Origin of the sequence: Actinoplanes sp. NBRC 101535 (genome assembly GCF_030269225.1) — a bacterium.
Taxonomy (GTDB): Bacteria; Actinomycetota; Actinomycetes; order Mycobacteriales; family Micromonosporaceae; genus Actinoplanes; species Actinoplanes rectilineatus.
The window spans coordinates 57636-74584 of the sequence record NZ_BSSY01000015.1 but is presented as its reverse complement, the minus strand read 5'-3'; the positions used below and the strand labels follow the sequence as shown (position 1 = coordinate 74584).

At 71.8% G+C, this 16949-nt stretch carries 15 protein-coding genes; 4 read left to right on the top strand and 11 right to left on the bottom strand.

Features of this window, described 5'->3' with window-relative positions; all coding sequences use genetic code 11:
• Positions 1 to 147: 147 nt before the first annotated feature.
• On the bottom strand, positions 148 to 738 hold the full coding sequence (locus tag QSK32_RS32985; protein ID WP_285474055.1) for a class I SAM-dependent methyltransferase: 591 nt from the start codon (positions 736 to 738) through the stop codon (positions 148 to 150).
• Positions 735 to 1289 (bottom strand): isochorismatase family protein, encoded by a 555-nt coding sequence (locus QSK32_RS32980; RefSeq protein WP_045747589.1) that lies wholly within the window; start codon positions 1287 to 1289, stop codon positions 735 to 737. Before QSK32_RS32980 ends, QSK32_RS32985 begins: the two co-directional genes overlap by 4 nt.
• Positions 1290 to 1652: 363 nt before the next feature.
• On the opposite strand from QSK32_RS32980, the gene QSK32_RS32975 reads away from it, so the two are divergent.
• From QSK32_RS32975 to QSK32_RS32965, 3 genes are all read left to right on the top strand, one after another.
• Positions 1653 to 2108 carry a hypothetical protein gene (locus QSK32_RS32975; RefSeq protein WP_052721173.1) on the top strand — a complete coding sequence of 152 codons (456 nt, stop codon included), beginning with the start codon at positions 1653 to 1655 and terminating at the stop codon, positions 2106 to 2108.
• 60 nt (positions 2109 to 2168) lie between these two features.
• Positions 2169 to 3311 (top strand): DUF4365 domain-containing protein, encoded by a 1143-nt coding sequence (locus tag QSK32_RS32970; RefSeq protein ID WP_285474054.1) that lies wholly within the window; start codon positions 2169 to 2171, stop codon positions 3309 to 3311.
• Positions 3312 to 3506: 195 nt separating this feature from the next.
• Entirely contained in the window at positions 3507 to 4259 is a 753-nt protein-coding gene (locus QSK32_RS32965; RefSeq protein WP_285474053.1) for a YwiC-like family protein, read from the top strand.
• Here QSK32_RS32965 and QSK32_RS32960 read toward each other — a convergent pair.
• The 9 genes from QSK32_RS32960 to QSK32_RS32920 form a co-directional block, all read right to left on the bottom strand.
• A complete protein-coding gene (locus QSK32_RS32960) occupies positions 4245 to 4757 on the bottom strand; it encodes a DUF1990 domain-containing protein (protein WP_083449654.1) in 513 nt (170 codons plus the stop codon). The two genes, QSK32_RS32965 and QSK32_RS32960, sit on opposite strands and share 15 nt — an antisense overlap.
• Before the next feature lie 159 nt (positions 4758 to 4916).
• Positions 4917 to 5246: a hypothetical protein gene (locus QSK32_RS32955; protein ID WP_045747587.1), complete on the bottom strand. Its 330-nt coding sequence runs from the start codon at positions 5244 to 5246 to the stop codon at positions 4917 to 4919.
• 7 nt (positions 5247 to 5253) lie between these two features.
• Complete coding sequence (locus tag QSK32_RS32950) at positions 5254 to 5586, bottom strand: hypothetical protein (RefSeq protein ID WP_285474052.1); 333 nt, start codon at positions 5584 to 5586, stop codon at positions 5254 to 5256.
• Positions 5583 to 10019 carry a DUF6531 domain-containing protein gene (locus QSK32_RS32945; protein ID WP_285474051.1) on the bottom strand — a complete coding sequence of 1479 codons (4437 nt, stop codon included), beginning with the start codon at positions 10017 to 10019 and terminating at the stop codon, positions 5583 to 5585. The genes QSK32_RS32950 and QSK32_RS32945 overlap by 4 nt, the downstream gene beginning before the upstream one ends.
• Positions 10020 to 10365: 346 nt before the next feature.
• Positions 10366 to 10572 carry a hypothetical protein gene (locus tag QSK32_RS32940; protein WP_285474050.1) on the bottom strand — a complete coding sequence of 69 codons (207 nt, stop codon included), beginning with the start codon at positions 10570 to 10572 and terminating at the stop codon, positions 10366 to 10368.
• Positions 10556 to 11023 (bottom strand): hypothetical protein, encoded by a 468-nt coding sequence (locus QSK32_RS32935; protein WP_285474049.1) that lies wholly within the window; start codon positions 11021 to 11023, stop codon positions 10556 to 10558. Before QSK32_RS32935 ends, QSK32_RS32940 begins: the two co-directional genes overlap by 17 nt.
• A 350-nt stretch (positions 11024 to 11373) precedes the next feature.
• The gene (locus QSK32_RS32930) at positions 11374 to 11703 is read right to left on the bottom strand and encodes a hypothetical protein (RefSeq protein ID WP_285474048.1); all 330 of its coding nucleotides are present in this window, start codon (positions 11701 to 11703) and stop codon (positions 11374 to 11376) included.
• Positions 11703 to 16127: an RHS repeat-associated core domain-containing protein gene (locus tag QSK32_RS32925; RefSeq protein WP_285474047.1), complete on the bottom strand. Its 4425-nt coding sequence runs from the start codon at positions 16125 to 16127 to the stop codon at positions 11703 to 11705. Before QSK32_RS32925 ends, QSK32_RS32930 begins: the two co-directional genes overlap by 1 nt.
• A 1-nt stretch (position 16128) precedes the next feature.
• Positions 16129 to 16578, bottom strand: a complete 450-nt coding sequence (locus QSK32_RS32920; RefSeq protein WP_157411654.1) for a hypothetical protein — start codon at positions 16576 to 16578, stop codon at positions 16129 to 16131.
• 83 nt (positions 16579 to 16661) lie between these two features.
• On the opposite strand from QSK32_RS32920, the gene QSK32_RS32915 reads away from it, so the two are divergent.
• Positions 16662 to 16946 carry a hypothetical protein gene (locus QSK32_RS32915; RefSeq protein WP_045748489.1) on the top strand — a complete coding sequence of 95 codons (285 nt, stop codon included), beginning with the start codon at positions 16662 to 16664 and terminating at the stop codon, positions 16944 to 16946.
• Positions 16947 to 16949: the final 3 nt, after the last annotated feature.

Below are 16949 nucleotides of genomic sequence, written 5' to 3'. Positions count from 1 at the left end.
CCGGGATGTCCCGCCGGTGATGCGGGACCCTGACCTCAGGCTTCCGCGATCACGGTCCGCTCGGCAGGGACGTTGGCCCCGGACCGGCGGGACCCCACACCTTCCGAGAAGGGCTCACGGAAGATGCCGGCGTCGACAGGAGAGGGGTCAGGCGGGGCGCAGGACAGCGACCAGGAAGTCCGCTCCAGGGTTGTACGGGCGCAGGTCCCACGTCGACAGGAGCAGGTCGGCGGCCAGGCCGGCTTTCTCCGCGTCGGTGAGGAAGTCGTCGAAGTCGTAACCCCGGCCGGCGCCGAAGCCGACCACCGCGCGCCCGCCCGGCGCCAGGTGTTCGTGGAAGCGGGACAGGATCGCCGGCCGGCTGGACGGGCCGGCGAAGGTCACCACGTTGCCCGCGCAGACGATCAGGTCGAAGCGGGTGTCCAGTGCCAGCTCGGACAGGTCGCCGACCTGCCAGGTGGAGCCCGGGTGGTTGCGCCGGGCTTCCTCGATCAGCACCGGGTCGAGGTCGACGCCGGTGACCTGGTGGCCGGTGGCGGCCAGCAGACCGCCGACGCGGCCGGTGCCGCAGCCCGCGTCCAGGATGCGGGCGGCACGCGGCAGCATGGCGTCGATCATGCGGGCCTCACCGCCCAGGTCGTCGCCGCGGTCGGCCATGGCCTTGAAGCGGTCGATGTACCACTGGGAGTGGCCCGGGTTCTCGGCGATCTGACGGAGCCAGAGGTTGTCGCTGGTCATGAGGTGAAGTCGACCTTCGCGGTTTCGACGGTCTCGGCGGTGCGCCCGGGGCCGCCCTGCCACTGCCAGTAGAGGTTGGTGTGCGCGATGACCTGCTCGGGAGCGGGTGCGCCGTACTTCGTCAGGTCTTCGGTGGTGTGCGCGTCGGAGACCAGGGTCACGTCGTATCCCCTGACGAATCCGCCGTGCAGGGTGGCCCTGATGCACGCGTCGCTCTGCGCGCCGGTGACGACCAGCTTGCCGATGCCCCGGGCGGCGAGGACCTGCTCGAGTTCGGTGGCTTCGAACGAGTCGCCGTAATTCTTGTGGATCAGCGGCTCGGTCTCGTCGCGGCGCAGCTCCGGCACGTACTGCCAGTCGTCGCTGTCGCGGGCCAGGTCGTCGTCGGAGTGCTGCACCCAGACCACCGGCACGTCGGTGGCGCGGGCCCGGCTGATCAGCGTGTTGATGTTGGCGATGACGTCGTCGCGCCGGGGTGCGCCCGCGACCACGCCTTTCTGCACGTCGATGACCAGCAGTGCGGTGTGGGGACGGTCCGTCAGAGTCGTCATGCTGAAACCCTAGACCGGCGGTACGAGGCGCGGACCTCGGCTGGCGCCGGTCCGGGAGCGGGAAAACCGTTACGCCGGGCGCGGTGGACGCTGTACGGACGTCACAGGTAGGCGAGCGGCCGTCCCCTCTCAGCCCGGGCGGGTACCGGTCGGAGCGGTGCGGGAGCCGGGCGGGTAACGGTCGGAGCGGTGCGGGAGCCGGGCGGGTAACGATCGGAGCGGTACGGGAGCCGGGCGGGTAACGATCGGAGCGGTACGGGAGCCGGGCGGGTAACGATCGGAGCGGTGCGGGAGCCGGGCGGCCCGGCCGGGGTGGGACCTGCGGCCCTGCCCGGCGTGCACCCGCGACGCTTGGCTGAGTGCATGATCGCCACTCTCTTCGCGCTGGTCGGCATCGCCCTGATCGCCGCCGCCGTCATCATGATCGCGCAGGGCCTGATCGGCCGGCGCAGCGTCACCGCGGAACTCGCCCGCCAGCGGATCAGCTTCCCGGCCGACCACCTGCCGGCCGGCCTCGACGCGTACGCCGGCCGCACGGTCCGCACCGGGACCGAGGCCCGCGCCTACTCCACACTGATCGGCGCGCACGTGGCGAGTGCGACCGGTGGCCGCACCTACGCGGAGATCACCGCCGAGATCCAGGCCGGCGACGAGGACGAGAAGCTGAGCAGGCTGCGCGAGACCGCCTTCATGGGCGAGACCCTGCGCGGGGCGTTGCTCGGCGCCTACCAGGCCTGGCAGGTGACGCTGCTGGTGATCGGCTTGGGGGCGCTCTGCCTGGCGATGGGGGCCGGCTTCCTCGGCCTGGCCTTCTCCTGACCCCGGTTTCTGTCACACCCGCCGCCTATCGTTCTCCCGTCGCGAGAACGAAGGAGCACAGTGCCGACCGTCCCGCATTCCCGACGAGTGGCCGCCGCAGCGGTCAACGCCCTCCGGAGCCTTCTGGAAGACCACGAGCACATCGTCGAGGAAATCGACCAACGCAACGACTTCGGCGAAGACCTGTACGTCAGATTCACCGATCGGCGGCAGGTCACCGGAGACGTGGTCAAGGTGCAGGTTAAGGGCGGGACGTCCTGGCGCAGCCCGGGCGGCGGCTACCGAGTGCCGGTCGGCAAGCACGCCGCCACCTGGGCCGACGGCAACATTCCGGTCCTCTGCGTCGTACACGACCCGGAACGACAGGGCCTCTACTGGACGAACGCCACCCGGCAGTTGCTCGCGGCCCGGCGGAACCGGCTCGTTCTCAAGACGATCGTCGTCGACGAGGAGGATCGCCTCGACGACACTACCGTGACGGACTTCGTCCAGGAGACCCGCCGATTCCTCAACCGATACCGCGGCAACCTCGCGCTACGGGCCCGTCTCGGTGAGATGGCCGGCGTCGAGTTCGACTCCTTCGACGTCGTCATGCACTTCATCAACGAGCTCGGCGAGGACCTGATCTTCTGGCAGCGCAGGGGCGAGGGCTTCGCCACCCTGCTGCACAGCGATCTGGGCTGGGCACCCGAATACGTCGGCCCGGAGATGTTGTGCCTCGACGTACTCCCCGGGCATCCCGGCTTTGGACCGGTACCGCGTATCGGCGAGACGATCCTCGACCTCTCGGAGATCACCTGGCTCACCGCCTGTTTCTCTGCCACGGCATGGGCACGGCAGGAGGCGCCGGACGGCCACGCGGACATCAGGGCGGAGGTCGCGGACAACTACGTCTCCCAGCGCATCATCCGCAGGCTCGACACCGAGGACGGTCTGCTGATCCGGGCGGAGGCCGCGTTCCAGGAGGCGCTGAAGTCCGACCCCGGCCTCGTGACGAGGCAAGACCTGTCGCTGGAGGACGCCGCGATCCGGGACGAGGCCGTCTCGGCCTGCGGCCAAACGTGGTGGGACATGTCGCACGAAGCGAGGGTCCTCGTCCTCGCCTACCTCATCGGCAGCGTCTTCATCGGCGCTCCGTCGATGCCCATCGCCGAACAGATTCGCATCGTGTGGCGGATCCCGCTCCCACACAAGGCCACCTAATCAGTCAATGTCGATGGCTTTGCGCTGTTACTGGACGAACCACTCACTCTGGTTGAAGTCGCCGGGTTCGCCCTCATCGCCGGAGTCGTCATGCTCAATCTCCACGGCGGGTCAGCCCAAGCGGCGATCCGGCGGCTGATCACCGGGCCTCAGGCCCCCTGGAGCCGGTGCCCACCGAACGCCTACCGTGACGGCATGGCGACCGTCACCATTGCGCCCGTCCGCCGCCGGCGCACCGTCCGCACGTTCCTGCCGCCGCAGCACGGGGCGTGGGCGATGCTGCTCGTGCCCTACCTCGCCGGGATCGTGGTGGGCGGCTTCCACTGGCTGGACCTGCCGTTGCTCGGGGCGTGGCTGGGCGGATACCTGTTCTCTTACTACGCGTTTCAGGCCGTCAAGACGCGGCGGCCGGGACGGTTCCGGGAGCCGTTGCTGCTCTACGGTCCGGTCACCGCGGCCCTGGCGATCCCGGTGCTGGTCGCCCGGCCGCAACTGCTGTGGTTCGCCCCGGCCTACACGGTGCTGCTCGCGGTCAACGGGTGGTTCGCCTGGCGGCGGCGGGAACGGGCGCTGGTCAACGATCTGGCGTCGGTGGTGCAGAGCTGCCTGATGGTGCCGGTGGTCGCCGTGGTCGCGGGCGTCGCGCCGACACGGGTCGCGGTCGCCGGGCTGATCGTGCTGCTGTACTTCGCGGGCACGGTGCTGTTCGTCAAGACGATGATCCGGGAACGGGGCGTTGTCGCGTACACCCGGGGGTCGGTGCTCTATCACCTGCTGGCGTTCGCGGCAGCGGCGGTGATCGGGGTCGTGCCCGCGCTGGTGTTCGCGCTGCTGCTGGTCCGCACCTGGTCGCTGCCCGGGCGGCCGCTGACACCGAAACGGGTGGGCCTGATCGAGATCGGCGCATGCGTCCTGGTCCTGCTCGCAGCGTGGTCAGGCGGCCAGTGAACGGATCGCTCGCAGATAGCGGGAGGTCGCCAACTCCTGGGCCAGGGTGGTGAGTGGACCGCCGGCTCGGGCCAGCGCGGACGCGGGCCGGGAGAACGCGGTGATCCGGAAGCGGACCCGGCCCGCCTCGGTCAGGTGTACGGCGAACGCCTCCTCGCCGCGCTCCGGGTGGCCGCCCAGGGTGCCATAGGCGAACCCGCGCTGCCGGGGGTTGTCCAGGCAGTACACCACCCGGCACGGGAAGGTCAGGCCGAGCAGTCCGAGGATCACCACGGCACCGGGGATGGCGTGCGGGGCGGACCCTCGCAGCACCGACAAGCCGGCGGCCCGGTGCATCTCCCAGTGCATGAGTCCGGCGGCTGCCCGCTCGAAGGCCTCCTGCCCGGCGCCGATCTCGACGTCGCGGCGGATCCAGCGGTAACCGGCGGGCAGCGGCACGTCACGGGTGGCGCCCACCTCCGCATAGGTGAACGCGGCAGAGGCCGGCCCGAACCGCATTGATCCACGCTACCGCCGGACGGGCCGGGCCGCTCACCCGTCAGTCGTTCTCCGCCACTCCCGCATCGCCGGCAGCAGAACCGACCGGGCCCGCCACACCCGTCGGCCGCTCCCCGGGCTTCCGCCTCTCCGACGGCAGGCCGGGACGGCGCCGGCCGGTCATTCGTTCTCCAGGATCTCCCGGATCGCGGGGGGTGTGTCCGGCGGCAGGTCGGGCAGCGGCGGGTCGTCGGGCGGCGGCCCCCACGGGGTGGGGAGCAGCCCCTCGCGCTGGAGGCGGCGGCTGCGGCGGGTGTTGTGGTACTCGAGGGGGATCTCGTCGAGCGGCACCGCCTCGCCGGTGGACTGCCGGTGGGCGGCGCTGATCCGCACCAACGGCCGGGCCGCGTCCGGGCCGGTCGCCGCCCACTGGGCGAGGCTGGTGTGGCCGTTGCCCCACGGGTGCGCCACCGTCACGATCACGTCGTCGAACTCGGAGCGTTCCAGCATCGTCGGTTCATTCTCCCCGGTCGCGGCGGATGCGGTCTCGGATCTCCGGCGGCAGGGCCGACAGCGGGGCCTGCTGCACGTCGTCCGGTGGCGGGCCCCACGGCGTCGGCAGCCGGCCCTCGCGTTGCAGGGTGCGGCTGTGCCGGGTGTTGTGGTATTCGAGCGGGATCTCCTCGAGGGACACCGGGCGTCCGGTGGATCGGCGCCGGGCCCGGACGATCGTGACGAGCGGCCGTGCGCCCGGACCTCGCGACGCCCACTCGGTCAGGGTCGCGTCGATGTCTCCCCACGGGTGCGCCACCGTCACGATCACGTCGTCGAACTCGGAGCGATCGATCATGGAACGCCTCCGGGCGGGCTCATCGGGAAGGGGTTCGGACGAGTATCCACCAGGAAGTCGGCCAAGTCGTCACCGTGGAACAGGCCTTCACCCTCCGAGAGGGACAATTGGTTGGACGGCCAGACCACCCGGTCCCGGGGCACCTGGAAGTGGCTCAGGTCCGGCGCCTGCCGGTAGGCCGGATGCGGTGTGCCGTTGATGATCGCGGACAGGCCGGGGTCGGTGGTACGGGCTGCGGCGAGCGGGTCGGTGGTGATGCTGACGAACGGGCTGAGCGAGGTGTTGCCGGTGGCGTGCGCCTCCGCTGCCGCCCGCAGCTGCTCGGGGGTGCTCAGCCGGTTCGCCCTCACCCAATCCTGGATGTCCGGGTGGTCGGAGAGGGGCGAGCGCAGTGTGCTCGGGTCGGCGGCGGTGTGGAAGCGGTAGACGTCGATCAGGTCGTCGGCGGCGCCGGAGCCGCCCACCCGGCCGCCGGGGGCGGGGACCGTTCCGCCGCTGAGCAGGTCCGTCGCGAGGGCTCGGGGGTTGAAGATGTCGCCGCCGGTGAGGCCGCGTTCGACGCCGCCGCCGACCAGGGACTCCGCGCCGTTGATCGCCAGCTCGCGGACGAACGGGTTCGTCGCCGCCAGCCGGGCCGAGTTGCTCGCCACCGCTGCCGCACCCGCGCCCAGCCCACCACCGGCGGCACCGATCAGGCCGTCGACCGCGACCTGACCCCAGTCCACCTCACCGGTCGTGAACTTCTGGACACCCGCGCTGATCCCGCCGGCCAGCAGACCGCCGGACGCCGCCATCAACGCGATCCCGGCCGGGCCGCCGACGCCGGTGAACATCAGCGCCACACCGCCGACGATCATCGCCCCGGCGGCGAGGTACTCCCAGTTGTCGCCCACCCAATCCGCGGCGTCCTCGAAGAAGCCGCTGCCCATGTCGTCCCGGTAGGACCGCAGCTCGGCGTCGGTGATCGGCCGCAGGCCCGACGGGTCCGCGTGGCCGACCGGGTCGTTGCCCGCGTAGTGGTACGGGTTCCCGGACCAGGCCGTGCCGGGGACGGCCGGCAGCGGGTCGGGGCTCAGGAACGAGCGGGACGACGGGTCGTACACCCGGTGCCGCAGCCAGGTCAGCCCGGCGAACTCCAGCTCGCCGCGGAACCCGATACCCGGGTCGGTGAGCGCGGGCGCGCCCCACGCGTCCCGGCTGTCCCCGTCGGGGGTGCCCTGCCAGTCCGCGGACGGCGCTGTCCAGGATGGCGGGAGCGGGGCGTCGCCCAGCCAGCAGGGCGGGCCGGCCGGGCCGGGATCCCAGAGGACGGCCCGGTCGGCGACCGACGCCAGTTCGCCGGTGATGTCGACGCCGACCGGGATGCGGTGGCCGTCGACCACCACCGCGGCGAGACGGCCGAAGACGTCCCACTCGTACGAGCGGCGATCACCCTCGCGGATCCGGCGGCCGGAGCCGTCGTACTCGTAGACGACCCCGCCTCGCGACACCAGCTGCCCGGCCGCGTCGTAGACACACGCCACGTCGCCGTCCGCCACGAGACGGCCGCTTTCGTCGTACGCAAAACGGGTCTGACCCTCCGCGACCAACTGACCGGCCGCATCGTGCCGTGTCAGCCGGTCCCCCGCCTGCATGATCCGGCCGTCCGCGTCGTGTTCCCAGGTCACGCCGCTGTCGGTGCCGATCAGCCGGCCCAGCGCGTCGCGGCGCAGCGTGACCGTGCCGACCGCGCTGAGCAGGCCGCCGTCGTCGTAGCCGCGGGTGATCTCCGTGCCGTCCGGGAGGACCGTGGCCTGGCGTTCGCCGTCCGGGCCGTACCGGTGACGCAGGGTGAGGCCGTCGCGGTCCTTGGCGACCAGCCGCCCGGCCCGGTCCCACCGGAACCGGTGGCGGCGGCCGGGCTCGTCGATGACGACCGGCCGTCCGAGCGAGTCACGGCGGAAAGTGATCGTCGCGCCGTCGCCCGCGGTGATCGTGACGATCCGTCCGGACCCGTCGTGGGTCCAGCGGACCGTGCGGCCGGCGCCGTCGGTACGCCCGACCAGCCGCCCCGCCGCGTCGTGTACGAAGCGGGTGGACCGGCCGAGCGCGTCGGTCTCGACGACCAGGCGTCCGGCCTGGTCGTACTCGCGGGTGCAGGTGTTGCCGAGCGGATCGGTGATCGCGGTCAGGCGTCCGAGGGAGTCGTGCCGGTAGGTGGTGCGGCGGCCGAGCGGGTCGATCGCGGCGCTGACCCGGCCGGCCGGGTCGTACTCGAAACGGCGGGCGCCGATCGCGGTCAGCCGGCCGGCGTTGTCGTAGCCGAACCGCAGGTGTCCGCGACGGATCAGGTGCCCGGCGTCGTCGTAGTCGAGGGTGATCGTCCCGGCTGCGGTCAGGTTGCCGTCCGCGTCGTACCGGCAGACGGTGCGCCGCCCGGCCCCGTCGACGACCGCGGTGCGGCGGCCGGCGGCGTCGTACTCACAGGTGGTGACCCGGCCGCCCGGTGAGGTGGTACGGCGGACCCGGCCGGCCGGGGTGTATTCGATCCGGGTGACGCCGCCGGACGGGTCCTCGATCGTGGTCCGGCGTCCGCACCGGTCGTATCCGGCACGGGCCGTGGTGCCGTCCGGGCGTCCGTGGGCGGTGGTCCGGCCCAGCGGGTCGTGCTCGAAGGTACTGCCGGTCAGGCCGTCGCCGATCCCGGTGACCCGGCCCTGCGTGTCGACGGTCGCGGTCCGCCGCACCCCGACCGGGTCGACCGTGCCGGTGCGGTGGCCCTCGGGGTCGTACTCGTGCAGCCAGGTGGCGCCGGACGGGTCGGTGACGCCGGTGAGGCGGGACAGCACGTCGTACGTGAAGTCCCACGCCCCGCCGTCGCTGGTGGTCAGCCGGGCCAGGTTGCCGAACGGGTCGTACGCGCGGGTCGTCTCGTGGCCGAGCGGGTCGACGGTGGCCGTGACCGCGCCGTGCTCGCCGTACCGGGTCTCGCGGCGGGCGCCGGACGGGTCGACGATCGCGGTGAGGCGCCCGGCCGGGGTGTACTCGTAGTGCCGGCTGTGGCCGGCCGGGTCGGTGCGTTCGACGAGGTGGCCGCGGGCGTCGTGGCGGAAGGTGGTGCGGCGGCCGAGCGGGGTGGTGGTGGCGAGCACCCGGCCGTCCGGGTCGCGGTCGACGCGGGCGGTGTTGCCGAGACCGTCGGTGACCGCGGTGACCTGCCCGGCCCCGTCGAGGGTGAACGTCAACGTCACACCGTCCGGGTCGGTCACCCCGTGAACCAGACCGTCACGGACATCCAGGCGGGTCAGGCCACCCTCGGCGTCGCGGATCTCCGACGGGATCCGCCCGGCACCCTCGTAACGGTGATGGACCTGCCCGCCGGTCGGGGCGACGACCGTCACCACCCGCCCGAACTCGTCGTACGTGTACCGGAAACCGTCACGTTCGAGCAGCCGGCCGTGCTCGTCCCAGCGCATCGTCACCGTGTGGCCGTTGCGGTCGGTGACCGTGACCGGATTGCCCCACTCGTCGTAGGTACGGCGCAGCGTCCGCCCAAGCCCGTCGGTGACCGCCAGCAACCGGCCCTGCTGATCGTGGACATAGGTGTCGGTCTCCCCGACCACGGTCACGCGGCCCGGCAGGTAGACGAAGTTCGCGATATTTCCGAAGTTTCGGGTTTGTGTGACGACGCGGCCGGCGTCGTCGTAGGTGTTGCGAGCCTCCGCGACCCCGTCCGCGTCGACCGCGGCGACGATCCGCTGCCGCTCGTCCAGTTCGAACCGGCGGTCGCCGACACCCGTCAGCGCACCCCCGTCGTCGTAGGCGTAGACCACCCGCCGGCCGCCCGCCGACGTCGCCGCGACGATCCGGTCGCCGTCCCAGGTCAGCGTCACCGGACCGGCCGTGACCAGCCGGCCCTCGGTGTCGTGGCCGAACGCGGTGCGGTCCGCGGTCACCGGCCGGCCCGCCGCATCGAAGATCCAGCTGCGGCCGTCGGCCCAGGCCAGCTCCAGGCCGTCGCCGTGCGGCCGGACCCACGCGGCGACTCCGGCGATCCGGCCGTACCCCCCACCGTGCCGCGGGAAGACCGCGCGCTGCCCGTCCGGCCCCGCGTAGGCGGCCCCCTCGGCCGTCGCCGCCAGCCGCACGTCCGCCCACGACGACCAGCCCGGACCGAACGCGCCGGCCCCGTCCAACCGGCTGTTGTAGACCCGCCGCCACGACGGGAAATCCGATTCGGCGAGCAGGAAATTGCCGGTGGCGGTGTTCACCGGATCGTCCGCGAATCCACTCGTCGGCGGAAACCCGTAGGCGATCGGATCGTCGAACGTCACCGAACCCCGGCCACCGTCCAACCCGGCCGACCGCAGGCTTGCCGCAAGCGCCGCATCCGGCAACCGCGACAGATCACCATCCCCGCCGGCGGCCCGGAACGCGCGGGATATCTGCTCCACCCACCGAGCGTCGATCTCGTTCAGATCGAGATACTGCCCGAACGCATTGATCAACGACGAGGCATCAAGCCGACCCCACCGATTACCGTCCTGAAAATCGGCATAGGCGGACCGCAACCGCGACACCCGAACCCGCAGCTCATCGTCGGCGGCACGACTGCCCCGCACGAACGCGTCCAGATCGTCAGGACGTGCCGCACTCGTCCCCATCGCTCACCATCACCCCCGGACAATGGCGCAGGGGCCGATCGTAAGCACGCTCCCCCGAAATTGCCAGCACCAATCACACTGATCAATTTCAAAAGATCTTCATCGGGTACGCCGTAAAGCACTCCCGATCATTTCCTCATCGAGGCGACGGACCGGAAACCGTGGCTCCTCCGGTCCGCCGGTCCACGGTGACCACCAGATTTCCGCCCCGGAAGTCGGCCCGGGTCCGGATCGTGTACCGCCACCATCCCCAGCCGACATGAATCGGCCCGATCCACTCCTTCCCGGCCCGGTCGGCAGCAGCCCGGGCGATGGCGACGGCCTGTTCACGGTCGATCCGCACCGAAGATCCCCTCCGCCAGTTGATAGCCACCGAATCCGAGCCCTCCGACGACTCCGGCCGCCCCGGCCGCCTCGGCGATCAGGCGTTTCGGCGCGATGTCGTACCCCGGGGCGGTCAGCGGGAAGGTCAGTCCCTTCAGCGGGCTCAGAGTTCCGTAGGTCTCCGAGAGCGCCTCCTCGGCGTAGCGCCAGAGGTGGGACGAGTTGTAGGCGGACATCTGCAGGTCCGCCACCCTGCGATTGCTCGCGGTCAGCATCGAGTGCACCGTCTCGTGGCGCAGGGTCTCCGCGAAGTCGTCGGCCGACAGTCCCGGCCGGATGACGATGTTCCCGGCCCGGTCGGTGGTGCCGAGGATGTTCTGCGGAAGGCCGGCGATCGCGTAGGGACGGGCTGACCGTGGCCAGCCGCGCCGAGTTGCTGAGGAACAGGCCCGCGCCCGCCCCGACCACACCGGTGGCGCCGCCGATCAGGCCGGCGGTCAGCACCTCCCCGATGCCCACCTCTCCCAGGCCGTCCCGCACGTCGAGCCTGGTCACCCCGCCCTCCGGGTCGACGATCTCGCTCGGCATCCGCTCGCCGTCGTAGTGCAGGTGGGTCGTCCCGTCCATCCCGATCGCGATCACGCGTCCCGCGGTGTCGTACCGGTACGACACCGGTCCCCGCCGCAGCAGCCGCCCCCGCTCGTCCCATGCGAACGTCGTCACGTGCCCGTTGCGATCGGTCACCGTGACCGGATTGCTCCACGCGTCACAGGTACGGCGCACTCGTCCGCATCGCTCACCATCACCCCCGGGCCGTGGGTCACTGCTCCAGCACGACCACGTAATCGTCGGAGCCGACATACGGGTCGCTGGTGCCTCGCTCGACCGAGACGATCACGCCGTCCCGCACGACGATGTCGTAGACCCACTCGGGTTCGTCGCCGCAGACCGGGCAGGGCTCCGGATCGCCCATGACCTGCACCAGGCGGGCCGGCTCCCCCGCGTCGCCGGCACCCCACTCGACGGGATCGCCGACCGCGTACCGGTTCGCCCACAGGGCGCCGTACTTGAACTGCACACCCCGCCGGATTCGGCTGCCGCAGTGCGGGCAGGTCTCCTCGGGCGCGGTGACCACGCTGAACGCACCCATCAGAACGGCTCCACCGGGTAGGGGTAGTCCTTGAGGAAGTTCGTGAAACGCCGGTCGTCGGTGATCAGCGGCACCTGGTCACGCATCGCCGAGGCCGCCACCCGCGAGTCGCCCTCGCCCAGTTTCCGGGAGTTGCCGAACGGATCCTTCATCTCTGTCGCACGCTCCCTCAATGCTGCGGCTTCCGCGTCGGTCGGCTGGGCTCCCACCCGGCCGCCACGTTGCTCCAGGAAGTCGTCGATGCGTTCCTGTGAGCCTCTGACCAGGTATTCGTTCATCGCCTGCGGCGACACTACCGGCGCTCGCCCGGCCAGGGCGGCGTCCAGCCGGGCCGTCTGCCCGAAGTCCAGCCCCTGGATGAGGGGGTTGGCGTCTACTCCCACCTCGCGGGGCGGCAGCGGTGGCCCTCCCCCACCCGACAGCTTGCCGGCCGGCACCGGGACGGTTCCGCCGGTCAGCAGGTCCGTCGCGAGGGCCCGGGGGTTGAAGATGTCGCCGCCGGTCAGGCCGCGTTCGACGCCGCCGCCGACCACCGACTCGGCGCCGTTGATCGCCAACTCCCGGACGAACGGGTTCGTCGCGGCGAGCCGCGCCGAGTTGCTCGCCACCGCCGCCGCACCCGCGCCCAGCCCACCACCGGCGGCACCGATCAGGCCGTCGACCGCGACCTGCCCCCAGTCCACCTCACCGGTCGTGAACTTCTGCACCCCGGCACTGATCCCGCCGGCCAGCAGACCCCCGGACGCCGCCATCAACGCGATCCCGGCCGGGCCGCCGACGCCGGTGAACATCAACGCCACACCGCCGACGACCATCGCCCCGGCGGCGAGGTACTCCCAGTTGTCGCCCACCCAATCCGCGGCGTCCTCGAAGAAGCCGCTGCCCATGTCGTCCCGGTAGGACCGCAGCTCGGCATCCGTGACCGGCCGCAACCCCGACGGGTCCGCACGGCCGACCGGATCGTTGCCCGCGTAGTGGTACGGGTTCCCCGACCAGGCCGTCCCCGGAACCGGCGGCAACGGATCAGGACTCAAAAACGAACGGGACGACGGGTCGTACACCCGATGCCGCAGCCAGGTCAGCCCGGCGAACTCCAGCTCGCCGCGGAACCCGATACCCGGGCCGGTAAGCGCGGGCGCACCCCACGCATCGCGCCCGGCCTCCTCCCGTGGCGGCACCGGCCGGTCGTCCAGCCAGCACACGTCGTGGTCCCAGAGCACCTGCTGCCCGGCCACTTCGGCGAGTTCCCCGAGGGGGTCGATCCGCAGGCCGGTCCGGCAGCCGTCGTCGTAGACAGCGGCGAGACGGCCGAAAGCGTCCCACTCGTACGAGCGGCGGTCGCCCTCCCGGATCCGGCGGCCGGAGCCGTCGTACTCGTAGACGACCCCGCCCCGCGACACCAACTGCCCGGCCGCATCGTAGACACACGCCACGTCACCGTCCGCCACGAGACGGCCACTCTCGTCGTACACGAAACGGGTCTGGCCCTCGGCGACCAACTGACCGGCCGCGTCGTAATGCAGCGGCAGCACCCGGGCAGGGGTCTCCCGCGGCGTCCGCTCCCACGTCGAGCCGTCCGGGAGGACCGTGGCGAGGGCTTCGCCGTCCGCGCCGAAGCGACGGCGCACGGTGCGGCCCCCGCGGCTCTTGGCGATCAGGCGTCCGGCGCGGTCCCAGGTGAGGCCGACCGCGCCGTGCCCGTCGGCGACGGCAACCGGACGGCCCACCCTGTCACGCCGGAACGTGAGGCGGGTGCCGTCACCCGCGGTGAGCTCGACGATCCGGCCCGAGCCGTCGAAACGACGGCGCAGACGCCGCCCGGCGCCGTCGGTGCTCTCGACCAGGCGGCCGGCCCGGTCATAGGCGTAACCCCTGACCCGGCCGAGGGGATCGGTGACCGCGGTCAGGCGCCCGGCGGCGTCGTACCGGTACGCGGTGACACCGCCCCGGGCATCCACGACGCGCGTGAGCCTGCCGCGTGGATCGTAGCCGTAGCGGGTGTGCCGGCCGAGCCCGTCGGTCGCGCTGGTCAGGCGGCCCGCCGGGTCATAGCCGAAGCGCCGCTCGCCGAGCGCCACCACCCGGCCCACGGTGTCGTAGCCGATCGTCACGTCGCCGCGCCGGGTCAGCCGGCCGTCCCCGTCGTACCCGAACTTCAGCTCCCCCGCCGCGATCACCGCGCCGTCGGCGTCGTACCGCAGTCCGGTCCGCCGTCCGGCATGGTCGATCACCGCGGTACGCCGGCCGGCCACGTCGTATTCGAAGGTCGTCACCCGCCCGCCCGGTGAGGTGGTCCGCCGGATCCGGCCGCCCGGCGTGTACTCGATCCTGGTCACGCCGCCGAGCGGGTCCTCCACCGTGGTCCGGCGTCCGCACCGGTCGTAGCCCGCCCGGGCCGTGGTGCCGTCCGGCCGCAGGTGGGCGGTAGCCCTGCCGAGCGGGTCGTGCTCGAAGACGCTGCCGGTCATGCCGTCGTGCAGAGCGACGACCCGGCCGCGGGCGTCAGTCGTCGCGGTCCGCCGGGTGCCCTCGGGGTCGACGGCGGCGGTCAGATTGCCCTCCGGGTCGTACTCCCGCAGCCAGGTGTACCCGGACGGATCCGTGGCGCCGGTCAGGCGGGACAGCACGTCGTACGTGAACTCCCAGCCGGATCCGTCCGCCGTGGTCAGCCGGGTCAGGTTGCCGGACGGGTCGTACGCGCGGGTCGTCTCGTGGCCGAGCGGGTCGACGGTGGACGCAACCGCGCCGTGCTCGCCGTACCGAGTCTCGTGGCGGGCGCCGGACGGGTCGACGATCGCGGTGATCCGGCCGGCGGGCGTGTATTCGTAGGTCCAGCGGTTACCGGTGGGTGTCCGGCGCTCGACGAGACGACCGGACGCGTCGTACCCGTACCGGGTCTCCCTGCCGAGTGGGGTGCGGGTGGCGATCACCCGGCCGACGGCGTCCCGCTCGATCCGGGCCGTGCCGCCGAACGCGTCGGTGACCGCGGTGACCTGCCCGGACCCGTCGAGGGTGAACGTCAACGTCACACCGTCCGGGTCGGTCACCCCGTGAACCAGACCGTCACGGACATCCAGGCGGGTCAGGCCGCCCTCGGCGTCGCGGATCTCCGACGGGATCCGCCCGGCACCCTCGTAACGGTGGAGGACCTGCCCGCCGGTCGGGGCGACGACCGTCACCACCCGCCCGAACTCGTCGTACGTGTACCGGAAACCGTCACGTTCGAGCAGCCGGCCGTGCTCGTCCCAGCGCATCGTCACCGTGTGGCCGTTGCGGTCGGTGACCGTGACCGGATTGCCCCACTCGTCGTAGGTCCGCCGCAGCGTCCGCCCGTGCCCATCGGTGACCGCCAGCAACCGGCCCTGCTGATCGTGGACATAGGTGTCGGTCTCCCCGACCACGGTGACTCGGCCAGGGAGATAGGCGAAACTACTGACATTTCCGAAGTTTCCGGTCTGTGTGATCACCCGCCCCTCGTCGTCATAGGTGTTCCGAACCGCGGCGACACCGTCGGCGTCCACCACGGCGAGCACCCGCCCGCTCGCCGAGACCTCATAGCGGGTGTCCCCCGCCGCGACCAGCACCCCGTCCGCGTAGCCGAACGACACCTCCCCCACCGACGTAACCCGCTCGCCGGACCACGCCAGCCGGGTCTCCCCCACCCGCGCCAGACGCCCCTCGGCGTCGTACTCAAACCGGGTCCGTTCCACCGACACCGGCCGGCCCGCCGCGTCGAACACCCAGCTCCGGCCGTCGTTTCCGAGCATCTCCAGGCCGTCACCGCTCGGCCGCACCACGGCTGCCAGCCCGGCGACCCGGCCGTACCCCGCACCGTGGCGCGGGAACACCGCCCGCCGGCCGTCCGGGCCGACGAAACTCGCCCCGGCCGCGTCCGCGAACAACCGGGCGTCCGCCCACGACGACCAGCCCGGCCCGAACGCCCCCGTCCGGCCCGAGCGGCTGTTGTGGACGATCGTGAACCCCGGCGTGACCCGGAACAGTGTGACGAGATTGCCGGACGCGGTGTTCACCGGATCGTTCGCGAAGCCACTGGTCGGCGGGAACCCGTACCCGATCGGGTCGTCGAATGTCACCGCCGCCCGCGCGTCGCCCAGCCCGGCCGACCGCAGACTCGCCGCGAGCGCCGCATCCGGCAACCGCGACAGATCACCATCCCCACCCGCGGCCCGGAACGCCCGGGCGATCTCCGCCACCCACCGCGCGTCGGCCTCGTTCAGATCCACATACTGGCCGAAGGCGCCGATCAGCGACGACGCCTCGAAACGTCCCCACCGGTTGCCGTCCTGGAACTGCGCGTACGCCTCCCGCAGCCGCGACACCCGAACCCGCAACTCCTCGTCCGCGGCCCGGCTGCCCCGCACGAAAGCGTCCAGGTCGTCCGGCCGCGCGGCGCTGGTCGGCATGTCACTCCCGGCTGCCGACGGTGGTCACGTCGGCGGTGTAGACCGGCGGGGTGATCGGGTCCGGGACCGGTGGCAGGTCGTCCTCGCCGAAGAAGAAGTCGCCGATCTGGTCCAGCAGGCCCTCGTCCTCCTGCCGGCGCTGCCATTCGCGGGCCTGTTCCCGGCGCTGTTGCTCCTCGGCGGCCAGCCGGCTCAGTTCGTCGACCTGGTTCGCCGCCTGGCGCATCGCCGTCGCCAGGCGGCGGGCGTCGGCGTAGCAGATGTCCATCCGTCCGGTGAACTGTCCGGCGTAGACGCCGCGCCACTGTTCGGCGGCGATGCCCGCGACCGTGCTGCGGCGCGGGATCTGGCCCTCGCATTCGTCGGCGGAGGCGCGCAGCTGGGCGGCGAGCCGAGTCGCCGCCGCATGATCGAAAGGAACGTCCTCGGTTATCCCCCGTAGATCGACCATCGCCATCCCCTCGGATCCGGCAATGATTGCGATGATAGGGCCACCGTGCTGACAATGGCAGTCCGGAGAAAGGGAGTGGACAGATGGCGGGACGCGTACTCTCGACGGACCAAGCGAAGACGTCCATCCAGCAGGTGCAGGCGATCGTGAACGGCGGCCTCACCGATCAGATCGCCCAGCTCGACGCGCAGGGCAAGATGCTCTCCAACCCCGATGTGTGGGACGGGCCGCTGGCCCAGCAGTTCCGTGATCAGACGTGGCCGGAGACGAAAGCCGCATTGGACAAGGCCAAACAGGAATTGGATCAACTGCGGGACCAGTTGCAGAAGATCGCGCAGAACATCATGACCGCCGGCGGCGGCGCATGAACG